The organism is Caballeronia sp. ATUFL_F2_KS9A (assembly GCF_023630765.1).
Taxonomy (GTDB): domain Bacteria; phylum Pseudomonadota; class Gammaproteobacteria; order Burkholderiales; family Burkholderiaceae; genus Caballeronia; species Caballeronia zhejiangensis.
Genome location: NZ_JALQEK010000043.1, coordinates 1 through 24,811, shown reverse-complemented (window position 1 = coordinate 24,811; position 24,811 = coordinate 1). Strand labels below are relative to the sequence as shown.

At 63.9% G+C, this 24,811-nt stretch carries 19 protein-coding genes; 10 read left to right on the top strand and 9 right to left on the bottom strand.

Translation table 11 applies throughout. The annotated features are described in order from the left end of the window. Positions 1 to 3: 3 nt before the first annotated feature. Positions 4 to 756, bottom strand: a complete 753-nt coding sequence (locus tag NCS67_RS26775) for an alpha/beta fold hydrolase (RefSeq protein WP_051996399.1) — start codon at positions 754 to 756, stop codon at positions 4 to 6. Between the two features lie 225 nt (positions 757 to 981). On the opposite strand from NCS67_RS26775, the gene NCS67_RS26770 reads away from it, so the two are divergent. Further along, positions 982 to 2,370: an MFS transporter gene (locus NCS67_RS26770; protein ID WP_008346849.1), complete on the top strand. Its 1,389-nt coding sequence runs from the start codon at positions 982 to 984 to the stop codon at positions 2,368 to 2,370. Positions 2,371 to 2,375: 5 nt separating this feature from the next. After that, positions 2,376 to 3,365, top strand: coding sequence for a D-2-hydroxyacid dehydrogenase family protein (locus NCS67_RS26765; protein WP_250437345.1), 990 nt, complete (start codon positions 2,376 to 2,378; stop codon positions 3,363 to 3,365). Positions 3,366 to 3,371: 6 nt separating this feature from the next. Here the strand turns inward: NCS67_RS26765 and NCS67_RS26760 are convergent, their stop codons facing one another. From NCS67_RS26760 to NCS67_RS26735, 6 genes are all read right to left on the bottom strand, one after another. Beyond that, entirely contained in the window at positions 3,372 to 4,175 is an 804-nt protein-coding gene (locus NCS67_RS26760) for an amidohydrolase family protein (protein WP_250437344.1), read from the bottom strand. Beyond that, positions 4,172 to 5,179 carry a hydroxyacid dehydrogenase gene (locus NCS67_RS26755; RefSeq protein ID WP_250437342.1) on the bottom strand — a complete coding sequence of 336 codons (1,008 nt, stop codon included), beginning with the start codon at positions 5,177 to 5,179 and terminating at the stop codon, positions 4,172 to 4,174. The genes NCS67_RS26760 and NCS67_RS26755 overlap by 4 nt, the downstream gene beginning before the upstream one ends. Beyond that, positions 5,176 to 6,237 carry a LacI family DNA-binding transcriptional regulator gene (locus tag NCS67_RS26750; RefSeq protein WP_175981541.1) on the bottom strand — a complete coding sequence of 354 codons (1,062 nt, stop codon included), beginning with the start codon at positions 6,235 to 6,237 and terminating at the stop codon, positions 5,176 to 5,178. The genes NCS67_RS26755 and NCS67_RS26750 overlap by 4 nt, the downstream gene beginning before the upstream one ends. Before the next feature lie 19 nt (positions 6,238 to 6,256). Further along, positions 6,257 to 8,152 carry a TRAP transporter large permease gene (locus NCS67_RS26745; protein WP_250437341.1) on the bottom strand — a complete coding sequence of 632 codons (1,896 nt, stop codon included), beginning with the start codon at positions 8,150 to 8,152 and terminating at the stop codon, positions 6,257 to 6,259. A gap of 32 nt (positions 8,153 to 8,184) precedes the next feature. After that, entirely contained in the window at positions 8,185 to 9,225 is a 1,041-nt protein-coding gene (locus tag NCS67_RS26740; RefSeq protein WP_250437340.1) for a TRAP transporter substrate-binding protein, read from the bottom strand. 238 nt (positions 9,226 to 9,463) lie between these two features. Further along, a complete protein-coding gene (locus NCS67_RS26735) occupies positions 9,464 to 10,402 on the bottom strand; it encodes a LysR family transcriptional regulator (RefSeq protein WP_033535808.1) in 939 nt (312 codons plus the stop codon). Between the two features lie 178 nt (positions 10,403 to 10,580). Between NCS67_RS26735 and gbd the strand changes: the two genes are divergently transcribed. The 8 genes from gbd (at position 10,581) to NCS67_RS26695 (ending at position 21,916) form a co-directional block, all read left to right on the top strand. Then, a complete protein-coding gene (gbd, locus tag NCS67_RS26730; RefSeq protein ID WP_008346832.1) occupies positions 10,581 to 11,720 on the top strand; it encodes a 4-hydroxybutyrate dehydrogenase in 1,140 nt (379 codons plus the stop codon). 59 nt (positions 11,721 to 11,779) lie between these two features. Next, on the top strand, positions 11,780 to 13,084 hold the full coding sequence (locus tag NCS67_RS26725; RefSeq protein ID WP_008346830.1) for an MFS transporter: 1,305 nt from the start codon (positions 11,780 to 11,782) through the stop codon (positions 13,082 to 13,084). A gap of 63 nt (positions 13,085 to 13,147) precedes the next feature. Beyond that, positions 13,148 to 14,350: an alpha-hydroxy acid oxidase gene (locus tag NCS67_RS26720; RefSeq protein WP_250437339.1), complete on the top strand. Its 1,203-nt coding sequence runs from the start codon at positions 13,148 to 13,150 to the stop codon at positions 14,348 to 14,350. A gap of 18 nt (positions 14,351 to 14,368) precedes the next feature. Beyond that, on the top strand, positions 14,369 to 15,157 hold the full coding sequence (locus NCS67_RS26715; protein WP_250437338.1) for an SDR family oxidoreductase: 789 nt from the start codon (positions 14,369 to 14,371) through the stop codon (positions 15,155 to 15,157). Positions 15,158 to 15,606: 449 nt separating this feature from the next. Next, on the top strand, positions 15,607 to 16,905 hold the full coding sequence (locus NCS67_RS26710) for an ATP citrate lyase citrate-binding domain-containing protein (protein ID WP_175943170.1): 1,299 nt from the start codon (positions 15,607 to 15,609) through the stop codon (positions 16,903 to 16,905). Between the two features lie 11 nt (positions 16,906 to 16,916). After that, positions 16,917 to 19,616 (top strand): CoA-binding protein, encoded by a 2,700-nt coding sequence (locus NCS67_RS26705; protein ID WP_250437337.1) that lies wholly within the window; start codon positions 16,917 to 16,919, stop codon positions 19,614 to 19,616. A 168-nt stretch (positions 19,617 to 19,784) separates the two neighbouring features. Further along, a complete protein-coding gene (locus tag NCS67_RS26700) occupies positions 19,785 to 21,083 on the top strand; it encodes an MFS transporter (protein ID WP_008346820.1) in 1,299 nt (432 codons plus the stop codon). A 50-nt stretch (positions 21,084 to 21,133) separates the two neighbouring features. After that, entirely contained in the window at positions 21,134 to 21,916 is a 783-nt protein-coding gene (locus NCS67_RS26695) for a substrate-binding domain-containing protein (protein WP_250437336.1), read from the top strand. A gap of 14 nt (positions 21,917 to 21,930) precedes the next feature. Here the strand turns inward: NCS67_RS26695 and dctA are convergent, their stop codons facing one another. Further along, positions 21,931 to 23,241: a C4-dicarboxylate transporter DctA gene (dctA, locus tag NCS67_RS26690; RefSeq protein ID WP_250437335.1), complete on the bottom strand. Its 1,311-nt coding sequence runs from the start codon at positions 23,239 to 23,241 to the stop codon at positions 21,931 to 21,933. Continuing rightward, a complete protein-coding gene (locus NCS67_RS26685) occupies positions 23,238 to 24,203 on the bottom strand; it encodes a LysR family transcriptional regulator (RefSeq protein WP_250437334.1) in 966 nt (321 codons plus the stop codon). The genes dctA and NCS67_RS26685 overlap by 4 nt, the downstream gene beginning before the upstream one ends. Positions 24,204 to 24,811 lie beyond the last annotated feature (608 nt).

Genomic DNA, 24,811 nt, shown 5'->3' with positions numbered 1-24,811 from the left:
GGCTCAGGATGCCGCCGCGAGCCGTTCCAGCAGATCGGCGAGCAGGCCGGGCGCGAGCACCATCGCGTCATGGCCGGTGTCGATGCGCTCCCAGCCCCAATCCGGGCATTGCGATTTGACATGCTCGCGCACCGGCGCGAGCGTGTCGTATGAAGGATTCGCGCAGTGCACGTAAGTGCAGGGCAGGCCATTGCCGAGCGGCGATTGGAGTTGAAGCGGCGTGGTGTAGGTCGCGAGCGGATGGGGCGTTAGCCGCCGTTGAACCCACTCGGCAAGCGGATGATCGTCCGGAATGCCGGTGCCTTTCAGTCCGTTGACGGGCATCGCGATTGCCTGGCCGCTTGCGCCGACCGATGCCATGCGCTCATCGACGACGCTTGCGGGCAGCACATCGAACGCGGATTGGCCGCTTTGCGCGAGCAGGCTGTCGAGGAAGACGATGGTGCGCAGCGTGTGCGCGATGCGATCGGCGACGCCCGACGCGACGAGTCCGCCATAACTATGGCCGACCAGCACGACGCCGTTCAATTCCTCCGCCTCGATGACGTTGACGATATCCTCGATGTTCACATCGAGCGACGTGACCGACTCAATCAGATGATGGCGCTCGCCGAGTCCGGTCATGGTCGGCGCGACGACGCGATGACCACGCGCGATCAGTTCATCCGCGACGAAGCGCCAGACCCAGCCGCCATGCCATGCGCCGTGAATCAGGACGAAGTTGAACTGCGTGTCGTTCCGTGGACTGCTCTTCAAGTCGGTCTCCTGATCGATGTGCACGAATGCACAAATCGTCTCAGAGATAGCGCGGCCACGCAACCGGTTACGCATGCAACTATCGCCGCTGCTTACTGGTTATCACCGATATAACCCGCGCGTCTCACCTGATCTGATCTTTTCACTATCCGCGTCTATCGATGTTTCTTAGACTGGCTCCATTGCTCGAATCGTGGCCCACGCCGTCAATCATGGAGAGCGCGAGTGAACCCGTCCGTTGTGGAATCCGATCCGGCGTCAGCCGATTCTTCGCAAGTTCCTTCCACCGCACTCGCGCATGAGCGGGCGCTCTACTGGCGCGTCACGCTGCGCATCGTGCCCTTGCTTTTCGTGTGCTACGTCGTCGCGTTTCTGGATCGCATCAATGTCGGCTTTGCGAAGTTGCAGATGCAGGACGCGCTCGGTTTCAGCGACAGCGTGTACGGCCTCGGCGCAGGCATCTTCTTTCTCTCGTACTGTCTGCTCGAAGTGCCGAGCGCGATGCTGCTCCGGCGCATGGGCGCGAAGAAGACCATCGCGCGCATCATGATCTGCTGGGGCATCGTCGGGGCATGCTCCGCGTTCGTCACGAACGTCACGCAGTTTTATATCGTGCGTCTGCTGCTCGGCGTGTTCGAAGCGGGCTTCTTTCCCGGCGTCATCTTCTATCTGAGCTCGTGGTTTCCGGAGAGACGGCGCGGTGTCATCATCGCGTGCTTCATGGTCGGATTTCCGGTCGCGGGTCTTGTCGGCGGTCCGGTCTCCGGTTGGGCGATGACGAGTCTCGCGAACGTCGCGCATCTCGCCGGATGGCAATGGCTTTATATCGTCGAGGCGTTGCCGGCGGTCGTGCTCGGTCTCGTCACGCTGATGCTGCTGGACGACAACATCGACAAAGCGAAATGGCTCACCGAAGCGGAGAAGGGCGTGCTTCGCCAAGGTTTCGATGTCGAGATGGAACGAAAGCGAAGGGCAGGGCAACACGGTCACGCGAAGCTCGCCGAGGCGCTCGCGGATCCGAAAGTCTATATGCTCGCGTTCATCGATTTTGCCTTCGTTTGCGGCACGTATTCAGTGACGTTCTGGCTTCCGACCGTCATGAAAGACTCGGGCATTACGAATCTTTCGCTGCTCGGATGGCTTTCCGTCATACCGTACGGAATGGGCGCGATCGGGATGGTCACGATAAGCCGAAGCTCGGATCGCATGCTCGAACGCCGTTGGCATGCGGCGATCTCGGGTTTCATCGGCGCTGCCGCGTTGTTGATGGTTTCGCATCCGACCAACTCGCCCGCGTTGACCGTTGCGTTGCTGACGGTGGCCTGCGTCGGCATCTTCGCGACCAACGTGCTGATCTGGTCGCTCGCAGCGGATTATCTGAACGGATCGCCGGCGGCGGCGACGAGCATCGCGTTCGTCAATTGCATCGGCTTGTTGAGCGGCTTTTGCAGTCCCTTCGTCATCGGATGGCTGAAGACCGCGACGGGAACGCTCGTCAGCGGCCTCTACGTGATGACGGCGATACTCGTCGCGGGCATTCTCGTGATGCTGCTCGGCTTCAAACGTCATACCGAAACGCAGGCGCGCGCCGCGCTGACGGCAGGAACAGAGTGAACCCTATGCATAACATCGCCATTCTCGATGACTTCCAGAACACCGCGCTTCGCTTCGGCGAGTGGAACAGCTTGCGCGAACACGCGGACATTACCGTTTTCACGGACCCTATCCGCGACGAGAACGAACTGGTCGAACGTCTTCGACCCTACGACATTCTTTGCGTGATGCGCGAGCGCACATGGTTCACGCGCAGCGTGCTTTCGCGATTGCCGAATCTGAAATTGCTGGCAAGCACGGGGCCGTGGAATGCAGCCATCGATATCGAAGCCGCCGATGAACTCGGCATTGCCGTATGCGGCACCGCATCGTCGCCGACGGCCGCCGCCGAGCTTGCATGGGCGCTCATTCTCGCCGCGACGCGGCACATCCCGAGCGAAGTGGCATCGTTCAGAAGGGGAGGCTGGCAGGTGTCGGTGGGCGGCGATCTGCACGGCAAGACCATCGGACTGATAGGACTCGGCTATACCGGCGGCGCGACCGCGCGAGTCGCGCAGGCTTTCGGGATGCACGCCATCGCATGGAGTCAGAACATGACGCAGGAGTCCGCCGCGAAATTCGGCGCGCGCTACGTGTCGAAGGAAGAATTGCTCGCATCGAGCGATATCGTTTCGATTCATGTGCGGCTATCGGAGCGCACGCGCGATCTCATCAGCGAGAAGGAGCTCGCGACGATGCAATCGCACGCGCTGCTCGTGAACACGGCACGCGGACCGATCGTCAACGAACGCGCGCTGATCGATGCGTTGACCGCGAAACGAATCGCGGCCGCCGCGCTCGATGTTTTCGATCAGGAGCCGTTGCCCGCCGATCATCCGTTCCGATTGATGGATAACGTGATCGCGACATCGCACATCGGTTATGTCACCGATGACTCTTATCGCATCTACTACGGCGAGTCTGTCGAAAACATTCGCGCATGGATCGCGGGCACGCCCATTCGCGTGCTGACGTCCCAGAAACGCGAGATCAGTTACGTCAGCGGGGTCGCATAGCGGTCGCTAGAACCGATACAACTCAGCGGGATTATCGACGAGTATCTTGCGGCGAACCGCGTCGCTTTCCACGAGCCGCATCGTCCAGTCGAGCATGCGCGCGTCGTCCGGAACGGGCTTGACGTTCGGATGCGGCCAGTTCGACGCCCACACGCCGCGCTCGGGAAAACGCGCCGATATCGCGCGCACGAGCCAGGACACGTCGTCGAAATCGGGCGCGCCGGTGCGCGAGCTTTCATACGGCGCGGACAGCTTGATCCAGCAACGCGGCCCGTCGAGCAGGCGGCACAGCGACGCGAATCCATCGCTTTGCGATGTGACCGGCGCAAGGAACTTGCCGAGATGATCGATGACGAGATTCGACGGCAAACGCGCGAGCATCGCTTCGTGCTGCGGCAGCGTGTGGCCGTCGAGCTGAAGGTTGATGTTCCAGCCGAGCGGTGCAATGCGCGCCGAGATGTCCGCGAGTGCGTCCCACGGCAGCACGCCGCCCGGCAGCATCATGAAGCGCACGCCGCGAATGCCCGCATCGTGCAGACGCTGCAGTTCGTCATCGCCGATATCCGGCGGGACCACCGCGATGCCGCGCGCGCCGTCGCCCAGTTGCGCGATGGCCGCGAGCGTGCAGCGATTGTCGAAGCCATACCCGGTCGGCTGCACGACGATCGCGCGCGAAAAGCCCAGCGTGCGCTGCACGTCCCGATACGCCGATGCGGGCGCGGGCGGCGGCGCGAACGTCGCGGTCTGGGCGAGCGGATAGCCTGCTTCGTAGACGTGAATGTGGCAGTCGCAAGCGCCTTCGAGTTTCATCGCGCGTGCTCCTGCATATCGAAACCGGCGAGACGGAACGCTTGCGCCGCGTTCACCGCGCCCGCGGGCACGCGGCCTTCGAACAGCGCTTGCGTTTGTGCGACCGTTTCCATCGATTGATGCTCGATCGCGCCCGGCGTCAGCCCGCCGACATGCGGCGCCGCGATCACGCGTGGATGCGCCGCGAGCGCCGGCGCGGGCATCTGATCGGCCGCGCGTCCGACATCGAGCGCGCATCCCGCGAGATGGCCGCGCTCGAGCGCATCGAGCAGCGCGTCATCATCGACGAGTTCACCGCGCGCGGCGTTGATGAAGTACGCGCCGCGCTTCATCGCGGCGAAGGCGCGCGCGTTCATCAGATTCGCCGTCTGCGCATTGGCCGGCGCGAGGCACACGACGAAGTCCGACTGCGCGAGCAAGTCATCGAAGCCGGTTTGATGAAGCGGCGTATCGTCGATCGTCGCGTAAGGATCGGACACGACGACGCGCATGCCGAATGCCAGCGCCAGATCGCAAAGATAGCGCGAAATCTGTCCATAGCCGATCACACCGAACGTGCTGCCGCGCAACTCGCGGCCCATCATCGGCGCGGGCGCTTCGTGGCGATGATAAGCCTCCGCATACGCGGTCGTGCCGCGCGCGAGATCGAGCATGGCGCCGATCACCCACTCCGACACGGACGGCACGAAGCCCGCGCTCGCCTGCGTGACGAGCACGCCGAGCTCGCTGGCGGCATCGACATCGACGGTGCGAATATCCACCGCGCAGCGCACGAACGCGGCGAGCTTCGGCAGCGCCTCGAACAAGGCGCGCGGCGCGGGCGTTTGCCGGTACGCGATGATGACATCGGCATCGTGCGCGGCATCGGCGAGTTCGGCGGTCGTCAGCTCGCGATCTTCAGTGTTGTACGCGACGTCCGCGAACGCCGCGAGCGCAGCCGAAGCGCGTGCGCCGAAGTAATGATCCAGCATGTGCCGGGGATGACTCACGAATACCTTGTTCATGTCCTCGTCCTGATTCGTTTCGCGGGCGCGGCGACCGACTCGCGCTCCACCAGCGTGATATCCGTGAACAGCGCCTGCTCCGATGCCGGCATGGGTTCGTCGTGTGGACGCATCGCGCGCTCGACCATCGCGGCGGCCATGGCGGGCACGGGAAGCTGCACGGTCGTGAGCGCGGGATTCGAGATCGCCGCCAGAAAATGTCCGTCCATGCCGACGATCGACACGTCTTCCGGCACGCGCAAGCCGCACTCGCGCAAACCCGCCATCAGGCCGAGCGCCATCAGATCGTTGACGGCGACGATGCCGGTCGGGCGCGCATCGTCCTGCGCGAGCAGACGCGCGAGCGCGCGGCCGTTTTCGGCGATCATCGAATCGCCGTATTCGTTCACCGGGCCGCTATCGAGCACGCGCGCCGTCTGCGCGAGACCTGCATCGTTTGCGGCGGAAAGAAAGCCGTTGATCTTGTCGCGCCGGCTCATCGTCACGCCGGTCAGCGTGGCGAAGGCGAGCCGCGTATGGCCATGTTCGATGAGATGCCGCGTCGCGATGCGCGCCGCTTCGAAGTTGTCGGGCGTGACGTGCTCGACGCGCGTCGCTTCGCCTTCGGTCGCGCGCCGGTCGTAGCTCACGACGACCATGCCGCGCTCGACGGCGGTTTCCAGATGCCGCTCGTTCGCGAGCGACGAGATGACGATCACGCGCCGCACGCCTTGCGAGAGCAAGTCCTCGAAGAACGACGCTTCCTTCGCCGGATCGCGATACGTGTTGCCGATCATCACGCGATAGCCGTAGCGCTCCTGCGCATACGTTTCCACTTCGCGCGCGATATAGCCGTACATCGGATTGGCGATCGATGGCACCAGCAGTCCGATGATCGGCGTCTGCCCTGTCTTCAACTGACGCGCAAGCGTGCTCGGACGGTATTGCAGCGCGTTCATCGCGGCCTGCACGCGTGCGAGCGTTTCCTGGCGCATCTGGTCGGTGCGGCCGTTCAGCACGTTGGATACCGTGCTTACGGACACACCGGCCTCGCGGGCGACATCCTGAATGGTGCTCATAAGGTTTGACATCTGCCGGCTACAGGCCGAGCCGGGTCGGCAACCACAACGAAAACGACGGCACCAGAATCAGCGCAACCAGTGCGATGAACAGCACCAGCAGATATTTGAGCATAGGACGCGCGACGGCTTTCATTTCCGTGCCGGTGATGGCGCAGGTCGCGAAGAGCCCGAGCCCGACCGGCGGCGAGAAGAGACCGAGGCCCATTGCGACGACGATCACCGTGCCGAAGTGCAGCGGGTTGATGCCGAGCTGCGTCGCGATCGGCGTGAGCAGCGGCCCGAAGATGATGAGCGCGGGCGCGCCTTCCAGCACCGCGCCGAACACGATCATGATGAGCACGGACAGCAGCAGGAACATCGTCGGGCCGTATTGATGCGCGAAGGCGATCATCGAATCGGACACGAGCGCGGGAATCTGCTCGATGGTCAGCGCGAAAGACACGCTCGAAGCCGCCGCCACGATGAACAGAATGCTGCTCGCCATCGACGCGGAGCGCACGAACACGCGCGCCACCGACTTCGGCGTGAGCTCGCGAAACGCGATCCAGCCGACGATCAACGCATACACGACGGCGAAAGCCGACACTTCCGTCGATGTCGCGATGCCCGAGGTCACGCCTTTGCCGATCATCGTGATCATGACGAGCGCGACCAGCGCGCCGCCGGCGAGCGGCAGCCACTTGCGCGGGTTCGTGAGCGCATCGGCGAGATTGATGCGCCGGCCGCAGATCACCGCGACGATCGCGAGCGCCACCGCCAACACCGCCGCCGGAACGACGCCCGCGAGAAACAGCCCCGCGATCGAAATGTTGGCGACAAAGCCCATGATGATCATGTTCACGCATGGGGGAATGGTCTCCGCCATCACGGCGCTGCACGCGAGAAGCGCCGCCGCTTCGTTCGGATCTTCCTTGCTCTGGCGCACGGCAGGCATGACGACGCCGCCGACCGCCGCGATATCCGCGAGCTTGGAGCCGGATACGCCCGAGAAGAACGCCGTCGCCATGATCGTGATGAGGCCGAGTCCGCCGCGCACGCGCCCGAAGATGCGCAGCAGCAATTCGATCAGGCGCGACGACATGCCGTTGGTTTCCATCAGCAAGCCCGCCAGCACGAAGAACGGAATCGCGAGCAGCACGAAGTGGTCGGTGCCGGCCATCACTTGCTGCGAGTAGACGAGCATCGGCAGGGTCGGTTCGGCGAGGAAGTAGAGCAGGGCCGAGAACGCGAGCACGAAGCCGATCGGCACGCCGAGCACGAGCCCGCCGATGAAACCGGCCATCAGCAGAAAGCCGGGCTTGAGCGCGTGGGCGGGCACGAATGCGTTCCACGCAAACACGGCTGCCGCGAGCAGCACGCAGCCGGCGAGGGTGCCGAGCACGGTCTTGCGCGCGCCGTTCAGCGCGTTGGCGAGCGCGAAGACCGTCATGAAGACGCTGCCGATCACGAGCGGATAGACGTCGATCCACGCGGGCAGGCCGCTCGGCGTCATCTGGCCGTAGGAATCGACGAGCAGCAGACACGACGACACGCACAGATTGCCCGCGACGCCCGCGATCACCCAATGTCCGACGTGCACGAGCGCGGGTTGCCAGCGCCTCGGCAACATGCCGCGAAACAGGTCGACGCCGACGTGCTGGCTGCGTCCGAGCACGGTGGCCGCGCCGAAGAACACGAGCACGATCATCAGCGCGCCGGCGACTTCCTCGGCCCAGTCGAACGGATCGTGCAAGAAATAGCGGTAGATCACCGAAAGGAACACCACGATCACATCGGCCGCGAGCACGGCCGCGCAGAAGTATTCGATCCAGTGCATGAGGCGCGCGAGGCCGCGCGCGAGCACGGTCTCATGGCCGAAGCCGGGCGCGGCGAGTTGCGCCTCGGGTCCGGGCGTCGCGGAGAAGGTGGTCATGGTGTCGGCCTCTTTGGCGTCGTTGGCTGCGCTCAAGCGCGCGCGGCGGCGATGGCGGCGAACAGCGGCGCGGTCGCCGGATACTGCTTCGCGAAACTCGCATACAGCTGCGACTGCATTTCAGCGCGTGCGGTGTCGCGATCGGCCTTCGACATCGGGTAGAAGGTCATGCCTTTCTTCTTCAGTTCCTGCTCGGCGGCGGCGGCGGTCTGAATGGCGGCGGCGCGCTGCTTCGCGGTCGCGTCCTGCGCCGCTTTCTGAAACGCGGGACGCAGGTTTTCCGGAATCTTCGCGAGCGCGCGGCGGCCCGTCACGACGACGAGCGGGCTGAACACGTGCTGCGTCTGCCAGCACGACTTCACGACTTCGTCGTACTTGCTTGCGAGGACCGTTGCGCAATCGTGTTCGAAGCCATCGACGACACCGGTCTGCGCGGCCATATACAGCTCGCCGATGGGAATCGGCGTGGGCACCGCGCCCATCAGCTTGAAGGTTTCCATGAAGGCGGGTGTGGGCAGCACGCGCAGCTTCACGCCTTTGATATCGGCGAGCGACTGCGTGGGCTTCTTGGTGAACACGTTGCGCGCGCCGAAGGAATAGCCCCACGTGAGCACCGAGCAACCCGCGCGCTGTTGCAGCAGCGTATCGAACGATTTGCCGACGGTGCCGTCCATCGCGCGGCCGACGTGATCGAAGTTGTCGAACACATAGCCGAGATCGAGCATGCCGAGCTCGGGCAGCGCGGTTGCCCAGATCGACGAGCCCGTCACCATCATGTCGACCGCGCCGACTTTCACCTGCTGGACGACGTCGCTTTCCTTGCCGAGCTGGTTGTTCGGGAAATAGTCGATGCGAATCTGATCGCCGACGCTCGCCTTCAGGTTCGCGGCGAGGTTCTGATACCAGACGTAGTGGGCGGCGTTTTCGTTCGGCGGCATCGATGACGACAGCCGCAACGTGGCCGCGGGCTGCGCGCGCACGATCGCGGGAAAGCCCGCGCCCGCCGCCGCGAGCGTTGCCGCCGAGGCCGTCTGAAGGAACCGTCGGCGGGAAATGCCTGAACCGGATTGCATGGTGTTGTCTCCTGGATGCCGCTCTGGGCGCGGGCGGAAATAGGCAGCGCGACACGATAGGCGTGGCGCGACTGTATCGATTTAGTGTATCGATACAGTAAGGGGAAGCGTGGGTGGGTCATATGGGCGTATACCCGCAGGCAATCACGCGCCGAGGTGGGTTCGAAGAGGGAGAAAGCGCTGAAACTCGAACTGCCGCGGCAACCGCACTACGCCGCATCCTTTCGCGGCAGCGCTTCTAACCCCCCAACACCTCCTTCTCCGCCACCAGTTCGTTTCGCAGCAGCCGCGCCCCGGGCGACAGCGGCGCACCTCGCGTGGTCACGAGCTCATACGGCTCGCTGCGCGAGGTGAACGACAGCGGCAAAATGCGCGTGGCTTCGTGCCTGACGAAGAACTGAGCCACGTCGATGGACACCAGCGCCACGAACGAAGGATTGTCCTGAAGCAGGCTCAGCGTCGCGAAGGCCGACGTCGTCTCCAGCAGGCTCGACGGAAAACGAATCGCGGCTTGCTGAAATTCGCGCTCCAGCAGCACGCGCATGGGCATGTTCGCGCGATAGACCACCCAACGGTACGCGGCCAGATCCTTGAGCGTCACTTTCTTCGCCTTGCGTAACGGATGCTGCACGTTCGCCACGACCGCGAGCGTTTCATCCTGCAGCTTGATGCTCTCGTACATCTCCGGATGCTGGCTGACCGAGGTCCGGCAGATAGCCAGGTCCAGCCGTCCCGCATCGATGAGACTCAACAGCGTCTCGCTGGCGTCCTCGATGATCTCGACAGACATTTCAGGCTGCCGCGCGATCAGCGCGGACACGGCCCGGGTCAGCAAAGGCACGGCGCCCATGATGACGCCGACCGCGACACGTCCGCCATGTCCCCGCAGGATGCCCGCGATCTCTTCCCGCATGTGCGACAGATCGGTGTAGATCAGCCGCGCATACCGGATCGCGCAATGGCCCGCGTCATTCGCTTCGAGCCCGCGCCGCGTGCGCGTGAACAGCGCTGTTCCAAAGGTGGTTTCGATTTCCTGAAGCGCCTTGCTCGCGCCCGGTTGCGTCAAGCCGACTTGATTGGCCGCTTTCAGAAGCGAACCATGATCGCCCAGCGCAACAAGCAACCTGAGTTGCCTGACGTGGAGGCGCGAGGCGATCGAATTCACGTTGGGTGTCATGAGACTTGAGAGAGAGTTATATCAGCATGAGAACTTCTCAATTTTGCTCCGATGCGCCGCTCTCTATACTTCGCCGAAAGAACGCATGAAAACAGCGCGCCTCGATCATTTCCGGAAGATGGGCAGCGCAAACCGACAGCGCGTCGAGTATCGGAAACTATAACGGAAGGTCATCATCATGTCTCTCATCAACTACGTTACGCAGATCCAGTTCGACTTCGGCGCGGTGAACCTGCTGAAGAGCGAATGCGAACGCCTTTCGATCCGGCGGCCGCTGATCGTCACGGACCGGGGCATTCGTGCCGCGGGCATTCTCGACACGGTGCTGAAGGTGCTGGAGCGCGCCGACGGCGAAATGATCTACGACGCCACCCCGCCGAATCCCAACGAAGCCGCGGTGCGCGAAGCGGTCGCCCTGTACAGGCAAGCGGAATGCGACGGCATCATCGCAGTGGGCGGCGGCTCGTCGATCGATCTTGCAAAGGGCGTGGCCGTCTGCGCGACGCACGAAGGCCCGCTCCAGAGCTTCGCCGTCATCGAGGGCGGCGCGAGCCGGATCACCGCGAAAACCGCGCCGGTGATCGCGGTGCCGACCACGGCGGGCACCGGCAGCGAAGTCGGACGCGGCGCCATCCTGATCCTGGACGACGGCCGCAAGGTGGGCGTGATCTCGCCGCATGTCGTGCCGAAGGTCGCGATCTGCGATCCCGGCCTGACGGTCGGCCTGCCGCCGCAACTCACCGCCGCCACCGGCATGGATGCGATCGCGCACTGTCTGGAAACCTTCATGTCGCCGATGCGCAATCCGCCGGCCGACGGCATCGCGCTGGACGGGTTGCGCCGCGCCTGGGCGCATATCGAACGGGCCACGAAAGAGCCGACCGACCAAACCGCGCGGGAAAACATGATGATGGCTTCGATGGAAGGCGCACTCGCTTTCCAGAAGGGACTGGGCTGCGTCCATAGCCTGAGCCATTCGCTCGGCGGAATCGACCCGCGACTGCATCACGGCACGCTCAACGCCATCTTTCTGCCGGCGGTCGTGGAGTTCAACCGAAGCGCTCCGTCCATGCGCGACGAAGAAAAGATGGAGCGCATGGCGAGCGCCATGCAGTTGCGTCAGGACACGGAGATTTCGTCGGCGCTGCGCGACATGACGGCACGCCTCGGCTTGCCGACCGGCCTTCGGGCGCTGGGCGTCACGCGCGAGATGTTTCCGCGCATCGTGTCGGGCGCGCTCAAGGATCACAGTCACAAGACCAATCCGCGCGAAGCATCGGAAGCGGATTATCTCGGCTTGCTGGAAGCGTCGTATTGACGAAGAGACGGACGCCCGGCCAACGAGGCGTCCGCGCATGACACGGACGGAGACACCGCATGAACAAGAGCAAACGGATCGTACGGATCCAGCGCATTTCGATCTTCTTTCTGACCCTCGCCGGCAGCATCAACTATCTGGATCGCAGCGCGCTCTCCATTGCGAATAGCGTGATTCGCGGCGAGATGGGCCTGAGCGCGTCGCAGATGGGCCTGCTGCTGTCGGCCTTCTCGCTCGCCTATGCGTTCGCGCAACTACCGGTCGGCGCGATGCTCGACCGTTTCGGCGCGCGCGTGATGCTGGGCTGGGGCATGATCCTGTGGTCGGTCGCGCAGGCCTGCTGCGGGCTCGTCGGCAATATCCAGCAGTTCTTCCTGGCGCGCGTGTGTCTCGGCATCGGCGAGGCGCCGCAGTTTCCGGCCGGCGCGAAGGTCATCGGCGAGTGGTTCGCGGTGCGCGACCGCGGCACGCCGACCGGCATCTTCGTCGCGTCGACGACCGTGGGCCCGGCTATCGCGCCGCCGATCCTCACCGCCATGATGCTCGCGCTCGGCTGGCGCAACATGTTCTTCGCGACGGGCGTGTTCGGCGTCATCGTGGCGATCGGCTGGTATGTCGCCTATCGCAATCGCGACGAAGTGAAGCTCGCGGCGGAGGAGACCGCCTATCTGAACCAGGACTCGCAGGAAGACGAAAACAGCAAGCCGCTCAGCGGCGCGCAATGGCGCAGCCTGTTCCGGCAGAAGACGACGTGGGGCATCTTCTTCGGCTTCATGGGCGTCATCTATACCGTGTGGCTCTACCTCACATGGCTGCCGGCGTATCTCGAACACGAACGCGGCCTGAGCATCGCGAAGGCGGGCTGGGTCGTCTCGATTCCCTATGTCTTCGGCACGCTCGGCATGCTGAGCAGCGGCTTCACGGCAGACCGCCTGTACCGCAGAGGCCTGCAGGCGATCACGAGCCGCAAGTGGCCGATCTGCATCGGTCTCGTGGGCGCGGCGGCGTTCACCGTTCCGGCGGCGCTGACGCCGTCCACCACGCTCGCCGTGATCTACATCTCGGGCGCCATGTTCTTCATCAATCTGGCATCGGGCGGCGCGTGGTCGCTGATCTCGATCGCCGCGCCGCGTCAGGCGGTGGCCTCGCTCGGCGGCATCCAGAACTTCGGCGGCTTCCTGGCCGGCTCGGCCGCGCCGATCGTCACCGGCATCGTCGTGGACCGGACGCATTCGTTCGTCGCCTCGCTGATCGTGAGCGCGGTCATCGCGCTGCTCTCGGCGGTGGCGTATCTGCTGCTCGTGCACCGGCCAGTCGCGGTATCGGAAGACGTCGGGGAAACGGCCGTCGGCGCGCTTTCCTGATTCGCTCGCCATGCCGGCGTTGCGTGTCGTTTGAAAAGATCTTCTGTCGGAGTTCGAGCTTCAATGCAAACAGTAACGTGTGTCGAAGACCTTCGCCTCATGGCGAAAAAGCGGGTGCCCAAGGCGTTCTACGATTACGTCGATAGTGGCTCGTACACCGAATCGACTTATCGCGAGAACGGTCGCGCGTTCGCCCGGCTGACGCTCAAGCAACGCGTGGGCGTGAACGTGCAAGGGCGCAGCACCGCAAGCACGATGCTCGGACAGCGGGTCGCAATGCCCGTGGCCATCGCACCGACCGGACTGACGGGCATGCAATGGGCCAACGGCGAGATCCTGGGTGCGCGCGCGGCCGAGCGCTTCGGCGTGCCGTTCACGCTCTCGACCGTGAGCATCTGTTCGATCGAGGACGTTGCGGCTCATACGAAGGCGCCGTTCTGGTTTCAGCTCTACGTCATGCGCGACCGTGGCTTCAACCAGTCGCTGATCGAGCGCGCGAAGGCCGCCGGTTGTTCGGCGCTGGTGGTCACGCTCGATCTGCAGATCAACGGGCAGCGTCACAAGGATCTCAAGAACGGCATGACCGTGCCGCCTCGCCTGACGGCGGCGAACCTGCTTGATTTTCTGCGCAAGCCGGGCTGGGTGATGCGCGCCGCTTCGGGCAGACGCAACTTCGGCAATCTCGCCGGCTTTATCAAGGGCGGTGACGATGTGATCGCGATCAGCAAGTGGGTCGCATCGCAATTCGATCCGAGCCTCGACTGGAACGACATCGCGCATATCCGCAGTCTCTGGCCCGGCAAGCTGGTGCTCAAGGGCATCATGTGCGCCGAGGATGCGCGCATGGCGGCTTCGCTGGGCGCCGATGCCATCGTCGTCAGCAATCATGGCGGACGGCAGCTCGACGGCGCGCCGTCGACGGTCGAGGCCTTGCCCGCCGTGGTGGATGCCGTGGGCGACGCCACTGAAGTGTGGGTCGATGGCGGCATCCGCACCGGCCAGGATGTGATGAAGGCGCTCGCGCTGGGCGCGAAGGGCACGATGGTCGGCCGAGCCTTCATGTATGCCCTCGGCGCGATGGGCGAACCCGGCGTCGCGCGCATGCTCGAGATTGTGCGGAACGAACTCGACGTGACGATGGCGCTGACCGGCGTCCGGTCGATCGAGGAGATCGGGCCGCACAACTTTCACGAGCCGCGTGTTGCACAGGCTTTCCGCGCGCGCACGGCCAGGGCCATGACTCAACGAGAAGAATCTGTCATTTGATTGGAGGTTGGACGCGCAATGGATCTGCAAATCGAGGGTAAATGGGCGCTCGTTTGCGCCGCGAGCAAGGGGCTGGGTAAGGGCTGCGCCGAAGCGCTGGTCGCTGAAGGCGTCAACGTCGTGGTGACGGCGCGCGGCGAGGACGCGCTCGAATCGACGGCAGCCGGGCTTCGGCAACTGAACCCCCGCGTTCAGGTGATCGCGGTGGCAGGCGATATCACGACGAGCGCCGGTCGGGAGCGGGCACTGAGCGCGGCGCCTCGCATCGACATCCTGATCAACAATGCGGGTGGCCCGCCGCCGGGCGATTTTCGCGACTGGACCCGAGACGACTGGATCGCGGCGCTGGATGCGAACATGCTGACGGCCATCGAACTGATGCGCGCCACCGTCGATGCAATGGCCGAGCGAGGCTTCGGCCGGATCGTCAACATCACGTCGGGTGCGGTGAAGGCGCCCATCGATGTGCTCGGGCTGTCCAACGGCGCGCGTTCCGGCCTGACCGGCTTCGTCGCGGGTCTGGCCCGGCAGAAACGGATCGCGGAGCATAACGTGACCATCAACAATCTGCTGCCGGGCTTGTTCGATACCGACCGCCTGAAGCAGTCCACCCAAGCGGCCGCTACCGCGCAGGGCAAGGCGTATGACGCTGTGCTCGAAGCGAAGCGGCAGGCAATACCGGTAGGGAGATTCGGCACGGCGCAGGAGTTCGGCGCGATGTGCGCTTTCCTGTGCAGCGGACACGCGGGCTACCTGACCGGTCAAAACATCCTGATGGATGGGGGCTCGTTTCCCGGGACGTTCTGACGGATCGTTTCATCGCGGCCGTCAGTCACGAGCGGCGTTCTTCTCCGAGCGCCAAAATCAGGCGGCGTTACCGGCGTGCAACGCGTCGTCCAGTCGCCGCCTTTTTCGGCATTGATAACGTTTGAACATCAATGCTTCGAAAAATTGCACTTCTTGTTTCAGCCTTCTTGCGCAAGTATCTGGTCTCAAGACGTTCATAAAAGAGAACGCGTCGGAGACAGGCACGAAGCGCAGCACAGCGTTTCGCTGCATCCCGGTGCACGCCCGTTCAGGGCTGCCGTCAAGAGTCATCGACGCCTATCTCGCGTAACTCACCTCGCTACTTGAATCCTGCCGCCGCTTTTCGAGCGCGTCTACCGGCAGCGGTGCATCTCGCGCCTGCCGCAGCGAGTCGATGCACTTCCAGTATCCGCTTCATTCGTCATTGCTCAAATCAGGAGACACGTCACATGCAGATCACCGGAATGTTGCACGGCTCGCGCCTGCTGCAATTCGTCGGCTTTCCGTCCAGCGAAGTGCTGGGCCCGGGCGCCAGCGAAGAAGAGATCAAGTCGCTCATCGACCGTCACGGGCAGATATTCATCAAGCCGGTGTTCAAGGGCGGTGTGGGCAAGAAGGGCAAAGCGGGCTTGCTCGGCCGCGCCACGGATCTCAAGACGGCGCTCGCCGAAAAGGAACGACTGTACTTCGCCGAACACGCCGTAGGCCATGTGAAAGCCAAGGCGAACGGCGTGACGTTCGAAGCGGGCGTGCCGGCCAAGCATGAGGTCTACTTTTCGATCACCGATTCCACGCGTTTCCGCGCGCCGACGATGACGCTTTCGCACATGGGCGGCATGGACATCGAGGAAGTCGATCCGAAGCACGTCGCGATGGTGCCGTTCGATGCGCTGACCGGATTGAAGGCGTTCGTCGTGGCGAATGCGCTGAGCGAGATCGGCGCGCCGCGCGAAATCATCTCGCCGCTCGTGCAGCAGTTGCCGAAGCTCTGGGAGTTGTTCCACGACTTCGGGATGACGACGCTCGAACTCAACCCGATCCGCATGCGCGAGGACAAGAAGGGACGTCTCACGCCCGTCGCGTGCGACTTCAAGTGCGGATTCGATCGCGACGATCCGCGCTTCTCGCGGCTCGGCCTGCCCCCGCATCTGTTCGCCGCCGACTACTCGGATTTCGAACAGGAGATCAACCAGTTGCGCACCCACCAGGGTCAAAGCGATGTCTACGTGATCAACGACAAGGGCACGATCCTCGCGCCCACCTTCGGCGGCGGCGCGAACTCGCTCGTCACGGAAATGCTCGGCGATGCGGCCATCATCTCGTCGGACTTCGGCGGCAATCCGCCCTACGAAAAGATGAAGGAAGTGGCGCGCATCTGCTTCCGGCACTGGCTGAAGCAGTCGAATGTGCTGTTCATCATCGGCGGCAAGTCCAACAACACCGACATCTTCGAAACCCTGCGCGCGATGGCCGATGCGCTGCGCGAGCACTTCAGCGAGCACGGACCGACGCCGCTCTATGTCGTGCTCGGACGCGGCGGCCCAAACCTCGTGCGCGGCATGTCCGCGCTGCGCGACACCTGCGATTCGCTCGGCCTGCCGTATCGCCTTTTCGGTTTCGACTCCGACATCAGCGAGGTGATCCAGTACGCGCGCCGTGCGGATACATGGATGCAATCGGGCGGACGCGCGCAAGTTGCGGCGCGCATCGGCGCGCGCGACGCGCAATCGCATACGGCATCGGCTTGAGGAGATCGGACATGCACAAGCAAGGCAATAGTCGTTTCAAATACTTCGTCGGCATACAGTCGCTGGCGGATATCGCGACGCGCGAAGACCGCGTCTGCGTGCTCAACATCCTGGGCGGCGAATCATCGGACGTGACGCCGGTGAGCCACGCTTTCTCGGGCGCGAATGTCGTCTTCGGCACGGCGCCCGGCAAAGGCGGACAGATGCTTGCGACGCCCGCGGGCGACATTCCGGTCTTCAACAACGTGCGAGAAGGGCTGGAAGCCGGACATCGGTTCAACTGCGGCGTCGTCTATCTGCCGCCTTCGGCCGCGCGCGACGGCGTGGCCGAACTGATCCGCGTGAATCCGGATCTGCGCAAGATATTCATCATCACGGAGAAGATCGCCGTGCACGATGCGCGTGAGATTCGCGCGATGGGTCAGCAGGCGGGCATCGACATCTTCGGCGCGAACGGGCTGGGCGTCGCGGACTCGTGGCAACGCGTACGCATGGGCGGCGCGCTCGGCGGCGACGATCCGGGCGCGACCTTGCGCCAGGGATCGATCGCGATCTTCTCGAATTCCGGCGGCTTCAGCACAACGATTGCGCAATACCTGCGCATGAGCGGCTGGGGCACCTCGACGGTCATTTCCAGCGGGAAGGATGTCTACATCCACTATGCCGCGCCGGAATTCGCTTTCGCGCTCGCAAACGATGCGCGCAGCAAGGCTGCCGTGCTGTACTGCGAGCCCGGCGGCTATTACGAAGCCGACGCGGACTTCACGAAGCCCGTGGTCGCGTGCGTGGTGGGCCGCTGGAAAAGCCGTCTGACGCGCGCGGTGGGACATGCTGGCGCGATGGCGGGCGGCGCCGACGATGCGCTCGCGAAGGAACGCTGGTTCAAGGAGAAATTCGGCGTCGAAAGGCTTTTCACGCCCGGCGATCCATGCTGCTCGGCGAAGGGTGCGGTGGTGACGAACATCGCGCATATTCCCGCCGCGCTCACGGCGGTGATGCGGGCGAACGCGACGATGCCCGACTTCGAGCCCGAAGGCAGCCTCGCGCTCAAGCCGTGGTTCGGCTCCGATCAGGGGCTCGATTTGCCCGACGATCTCGCGCTTGCGGTCGTGAAAGCCGTCGCGCCCTATGACGAACAAGTCGCGCGGGTGAACGACCAGATCGGCGCGATTCCGCCGCGGCAGCCGTTGAAGGACGCATCGGGCGCCTCGCAGATGGATGCGAAGACTCAGGTGAGCAGCCTGCACGGCGTATCGATGCTCGACGCGTCGACGCATTCCTTCGAAGCGAACGTGTGCCTCGCGCTGCTGCACGAGTTCGGCGGCGCGAACGATGAGAAACTGATCGACGTCGCGGTCGGCGCGGCGGTCAACCTGTACGGCACGCCCGAACTGGCGGCGGCGCAGGCGGCGCGCGAGGCCGGCAATGCGCCCAATGCCGTGCTCGCGGCTGCTGCCGCCATCGTCGGGCCGAATCGCCAGCGCGCGGCGCGTGAGGCGGCCAAGCTGATGATCGACCGGTTCGCCGCAGCAAGACTCGTCGACGCATTCGATCGCGATTTCGACATCGACGCGATCGACACCGAGGGCAGCGCGGCACTGTTCTGCGAGGAACCGGATCCGAAGGCCGAAGCCATGCTCGCCGGTCTCGCGGCCCGTGGCGTGAATTCCGTATTCGTGCGATGGATTGCCAGCGGCCCGGGCCATCCGCGCGCGGACGCCGTGCTCGCGGCGATCACGACGACACTCGCCTGGGGCCCGCTCATGCGCAAGCGCATCTCGCGTCTGACGGCGGAGAGTCTGCCGTGGTGGACGAAGCTGTTCGGCACGCTGATCGGCGCTTCGGCGGACGCGTCGCGCCATCGTCCCGACAGCTTCTGCGATGTTTCCACCGAGGCGTTGCTCGGCGAGCGCTCGCTGACGGAGATTGCGTTCGCGGCGCTGCTCGGCCTCGAACCGTCCGCCGACGACCTGTTCGCTTTCAGGACGCTGACCGGATTGCTGCTCACGAACGGACCGGGTGCGATCTCGGCGCAAGGCGCGAAGGGTGCGGTATCCGCCGATGGCCCCGAATCACCCGAACGCGTGCAACTGAACAAGGCGTTGACGGGTTTTCTGACGCACACCGGCTATACGCACGGCGGCAATGGCTACGAAGGCATCGCCTTTCTCAACGATGCGTTTCGCGACAGCGCCCTCGACGATCCCGCGGACCCGCATCACGGCGTCGATCTCGACGCGCTCGCGCGCCGTTCCGTCGAGCATTACGCGCGCTACAAGGCGAGCCAGAAGCAGGCCGGCAGCCTCGACATCGCCAAGCTGCCGGGCGTCAATCACCCGGTTTTCAAGGACAAGCCGGTGAATCACGATCCGCGCGAGGTGTTCATCGCCGATCTGTACGAGGCGCGAGGCGAGTACAACGCGTTTCATGCGTATTACCGCGCGCTGGTGCAGGCCTTGTTCGACGCGGGCGTCTCGCGCAACGTCTACTGCGTCAATGTCGATGCCGTGATCGCCGCGCTGCTGCTGAAAATGCTGTGGCAACCGCTCAAACGCGGCGCATTCAGCGAGGCGGATCTCGAAACCGCTGCGTTCACGATCTTTCTGTATCCGCGCATGCTCGGTTGCGCCGCGGAAATCGACGATCACCTGAACCGCGGTCGAAACATGGACACGCGCACGCCCGCTTCACAGTGCCGTTTCGTGGCCTGAGCGCCGACATCCGGGAGGTCGGCCGAGCCGACCGTTTCCGGCGATTGATAACCATAGGACATCAATCGTTCAGAACATTGCACTTATCGTTTTGATGGCGACGCGCCATCATTCCCGAAAGACAAGAGCGGACACTCCGCAAATTTCGGGACTTCAGGAGACACATCGATGCATCCCTCACCTTCCACCCTTTCGCCGGGACATTCCAAGGCTGCGGCGGTTTTCCGCGTAACGGCCGGCAATTTCCTGGAGCAGTTCGACTTCTTTCTGTTCGGCTTCTACGCGACGCAAATCGCCGGCGTGTTCTTTCCGGCATCGAGTGAATTCGCTTCGCTGATGATGACGTTCGCGGTCTTCGGCGCCGGATTCCTGATGCGTCCGCTGGGCGCGATCGTGCTCGGCGCGTACATCGACGATGTCGGCCGCCGCAAGGGCCTGATCGTCACGCTTTCCATCATGGCGAGCGGCACCATCCTGATCGCATTCGTGCCGGGATACGCGACGATCGGTCTTCTGGCCCCCGCGCTCGTGCTCGTCGGACGTCTGCTGCAGGGGTTCTCCGCGGGCGCCGAACTGGGTGGCGTATCGGTCTATCTCGCCGAGATGGCCACGCCCGGCCGCAAGGGCTTCTTCACGAGCTGGCAGTCCGCGAGCCAGCAGGTCGCGATCGTCGTGGCCGCGGCGCTCGGCTTCGCGCTCAACCAATTCCTCGACACCACGGCCATCGCGAGTTGGGGATGGCGTGTGCCGTTCTTCGTCGGCTGCATGATCGTGCCGTTCATCTTCATGCTGCGTCGCAATCTGGAAGAAACGCAGGAATTCAAGGCACGCCAGCATCGCCCGAGCATGAAGGAAGTGTTCCGCACGCTGGCCCAGAACTGGGCCGTCGTGATCGCCGGCATGATGCTGGTGGCGATGACCACCTCGAGCTTCTATCTCATCACGGTCTATGCGCCGACTTTCGGCAAGACGGTCCTGCATCTGAGCACGGCGGATAGTCTGCTCGTGACCTTGTGCGTGGCCGTGTCGAACTTCGTGTGGCTGCCGATCGGCGGGGCGCTCTCGGACAAGATCGGCCGCAGGCCGCTGCTCGTCGGCATGACGGTGCTCGCTATCGCAACCGCATACCCCGCGCTGTCGATACTCGCCCACGCGCCGAGCTTTATCAACATGCTGCTCGTGCTGCTTTGGCTCTCGTTCATGTACGGCATGTATAACGGCGCGATGGTCGTCGCGCTGACCGAGGTGATGCCGGTTCAGGTGCGCGTGGCGGGTTTCTCGCTTGCTTACAGCCTTGCGACGGCGGTGTTCGGCGGCTTCACGCCGGCCATCTCGACGGCGCTCATTCACATGACCGGCGACAAGGCCGCGCCCGGATACTGGATGAGCTTCGCCGCCGGCTGCGCGCTTCTGGCGACGTTCGCGCTCTATCGCCGGCGTGCGGCGACGCTGACTCCGGCGCACTGACGCGTCGCTCGTTGCGCCAAGCGTCTATCGAACCCTACACGACTCCGATCATGAAAAATCTGCTTCCGAAACTATGCGCGGCTGCGCTCATCGCCACCTCGGCCGTTGCGTTCAGCGTGCAGGCCGCCGACCTGCACGTCATGAGCTCGGGTGGCTTTACCGCGGCGTACAAGGTGCTCGGTCCGAGGTTCGCGTCCGAGACGGGCAACACGCTCGACACGGCGCTGGGTCCGTCGATGGGCAAATCGCCCGAAGCCATTCCCAACCGTCTCGAACGGGGCGAGCCGGCCGACGCCGTCATCATGGTCGGTTACGCGCTCGACGAGCTGATCAAGCAGGGCAAGGTCGTGCCCGGATCGCGCGTGGAACTGGCGGACTCGCGCATCGGCATGGTCGTGCGCGACGGTGCGGCCAAGCCCGACATCAGCTCGGCGGAAGGCCTCCGGCAGACGCTGCTGCATGCCAAGTCGATCGCCTACTCGGACAGCGCGAGCGGTGTCTATATCGAGCGGGAGCTGTTCACGAAGCTCGGCATCGAGGAGCAGGTCAAGCCCAAGGCGAAGATGATCCCGCGCATACCAGTGGCCTCGGTCGTCGCGAACGGCGATTACGAGATCGGCTTTCAGCAGGTGAGCGAGTTGCTGCCGGTCAAGGGCGCGACCTTCGTCGGAAAGATTCCCGAGTCTTTGCAGTCCGTCACGCGTTTTGCCGCCGGCATTCCCGTGAGCGCACAGCATCCGAAGGAAGCGAAGGCGCTCCTCGACTATCTGGCATCGCCCGGCGTTCAGGCAGATGTGAAATCGACGGGACTCGATAGCGTCGCCGCGCATTGATACAGCCTTCGCCGTCAACTTCTCGAGGTGCTGCTCGCGTGGTCCTCTGCGCCGTCGGCGTCGCCCGGCGCCGGCGCGCGCAGCATCCGGGCGAGGCGCGCGCGATCGCAGGCGCCTTCCCACATCGAAACGAAGATCACCGCGCACGCGTTGCTGATGACACTCGTGAGCGCGCGCGCTTCGGACATGAAGCGGTCGATGCCCACCAATAGCGCCACGCCGGCGACGGGAAGATCCGGAATCACCGTCAGCGTCGCGACGAGCGCCACCAGGCCGCTCCCGGACACGCCCGCCGCGCCTTTGGACGTGAGCAGCATGACCGCGAGCATCATCGCGATCTGCGGCGCGGAGAGCGACACGTCGCACGCCTGCGCGATGAACATGGAAGCAAGCGTCAGATAGATCGCGGTGCCGTCGAGATTGAACGAATAGCCCGCGGGCAGCACGAGTCCGACAACGCCCTTGTCGCAGCCGAGCATCTCCAGCTTGGTGATGAGGCGCGGCAACACCGGTTCCGTCGACGAAGTCGCCAGTACGATGAGCAATTCCTCGCGCAGATAACGCAAGAGCCGCCAAAGCGCGAAGCCGTGCAAGCGCGCAAGCGCAGCGAGGACGAGCGCGACGAACAGCACGCATGCCACGTAGAACGACACCATCAACATGCCGAGGGAGCCGACCGAGTGAATCCCGAAGCGGCCCACCGTGAAAGCCATCGCGCCGAATGCGCCGAGCGGCGCGAGCCGCATGATCATCGCGAGGATGCGAAACAGCGCCTGGGCGATGCCATCGATGAGCGCGAGCACGGGCCTGCCTGCGCCCGGATGCAGATTCAGTGCGAAGCCGAATAGCAGCGAGAGCAGCAGCACCGGCAGCACCTCGCCCTTCTCGAAGGCGCCGAGCATCGTTTCGGGGATGACGTTCAGTGCAAAGGCGACGAGACCATCCGGATGCGCCTGCTTCACATACTGCGCGATGATCGTCGTATCGAGACTTCGGGCGTCGATATGCATGCCCGCGCCGGGCCGCATCAGAAAGGCCGTGACGAGTCCCAGCGCGAGCGCCACGGCAGTCAGAAAATAGAAGAGTCCCAACGCCCGGAAGATTGCGCGCCCGATGGCTTTTCCGCTCGCGACAGACGTGATCCCGGATACGATCGTGCAGAAGACGATCGGCGTGATCATCATCCTGACGAGGCCGACGAAACCGTCGCTGACAGGCTTGAGAAGCGAGCCGGCTTGCGGCCAGAAGTGCCCGAGCGCCATGCCGAGCAACATGCCAAGCACGACCTGCACATAGAGCAAACGGAGCGTTCTCGCCACCCTCACGACGCGGGCTTCCTGCTCGGGCGCGCTTTTGGAGCGACGTCGTCGGTTAATGTGTCGCTGCTCCTGACATCGCCTCTCATATCCAGAATCGTTTGATGAAACTCCTGCGCGGCCGGCGTCAGCGTACGCCCGCGGCGTCTCACGATTCCCACTCGTCGCTTCACGACGGGGTCGACCAGCGGCACACTCGTGAGGATGTGATGATTGCGTCCGGGCATGGCCATCGACGGTACGGCGGCGACGCCGAGGCCCGCTTCGACGAGACCGAGCATGGTCGTGACGTGACGTGTTTCGCACACGCTGGGCGCGCGCGGCGATACGGCCGAAAGAGCCTGATCGAGCAACAGGCGATTGCCGGACGTCTTGTCCACGGAAACGTATTCGTGTTCGTAGAGCTCGTTCCAGGTCACGCATTTCTTGCGCGCGAGCGGGTGGTCGCGACGGCAAGCCGCAACGAACTGCTCCTGCAGCAGCACTTTGAAGTCGACCTCGGACTCCTGGCTTCCCATGAAGCTGACGCCGAAATCGGCCTCGCCGCTGATGACGGCGGAGAGCACTTCGTTCGCGCTCGCATCGAGCAGTTTCACCCTGATGCGCGGAAAACGGCGATGGAAGCTCGCAACCGCGCTTGGCAGAAAGTAGTAGGCCACGGATGGCACACAGGCAATGGTTACGTGACCCAATCGGCTCGATGAGACATCGCGGATGCCGAGCAGGGCGACATCGAGATCGTCCAGCAGCTGCTCCGCGCTCGGCGCGAAGGCGCGGCCCACAGTCGTGAGCGTCACGCTGCGCGTGGTGCGTTCGAAGAGACGCACGCCGAGCGCTTCCTCCAGCTTGTCGATCCGGCGGCTCAAAGCCGGCTGGGATATGTTCACCGCCTCGGCTGCCTTTCGGAAGCTGCCCAGTTCCACCACGGCTCTGAATGCCTGCAAGTCGTTGAGGTCGAAGTTGACGCCCACGGGCCATTCTCCGCGTTCTTAGATGCCGATATTGTGCATTACGCCGAGGGGGGCGGCTAATTGTGGGGGCGGGTTGTGATCTTGGTCTGGTCGGACGAGGGCGGCGGTGGGGCTTCGCGAAGCCGTGCGCCGGGGATGATGGCGAGCGGATAACGATTGATGCGTTCGATGCTATTTTCCGGTTGTCGATCGGCGCGCGTTTTCAAGCGGCAGGGAGCGGGTGGGCGGGTCTCTCGGCACTAGACGTCTATCGTTACAACCCCGACCGCACGGCGGAGGTTTGGGCAAAAAAGCGTGCAGTGAGCAAGCGGGTCGATCAGAGTCGGAAGTTGGTTCGAAGGGGGCTTATGGGCCATAAAGGGCCTTCGCTCGCAGAAGCGGCGAGACATTCCAACGTCCGAAATACATCGACTAGCGACATCAAGCCAGGGCGATGGGGCCCGCTTAGAGGATTTGACGATTGCGTCGCGCGTCGGATGACTTTCGGCCATGGAAGGGTTAGCGATGCGGCTACCCCCGGCTGGTAGACGTCTAGGTGCTTTGACGGTCGATTATGGTGAAGCCAGTATCGATCTTGACGTGCACAGGCTGATGCCCGGCTGCCGAGC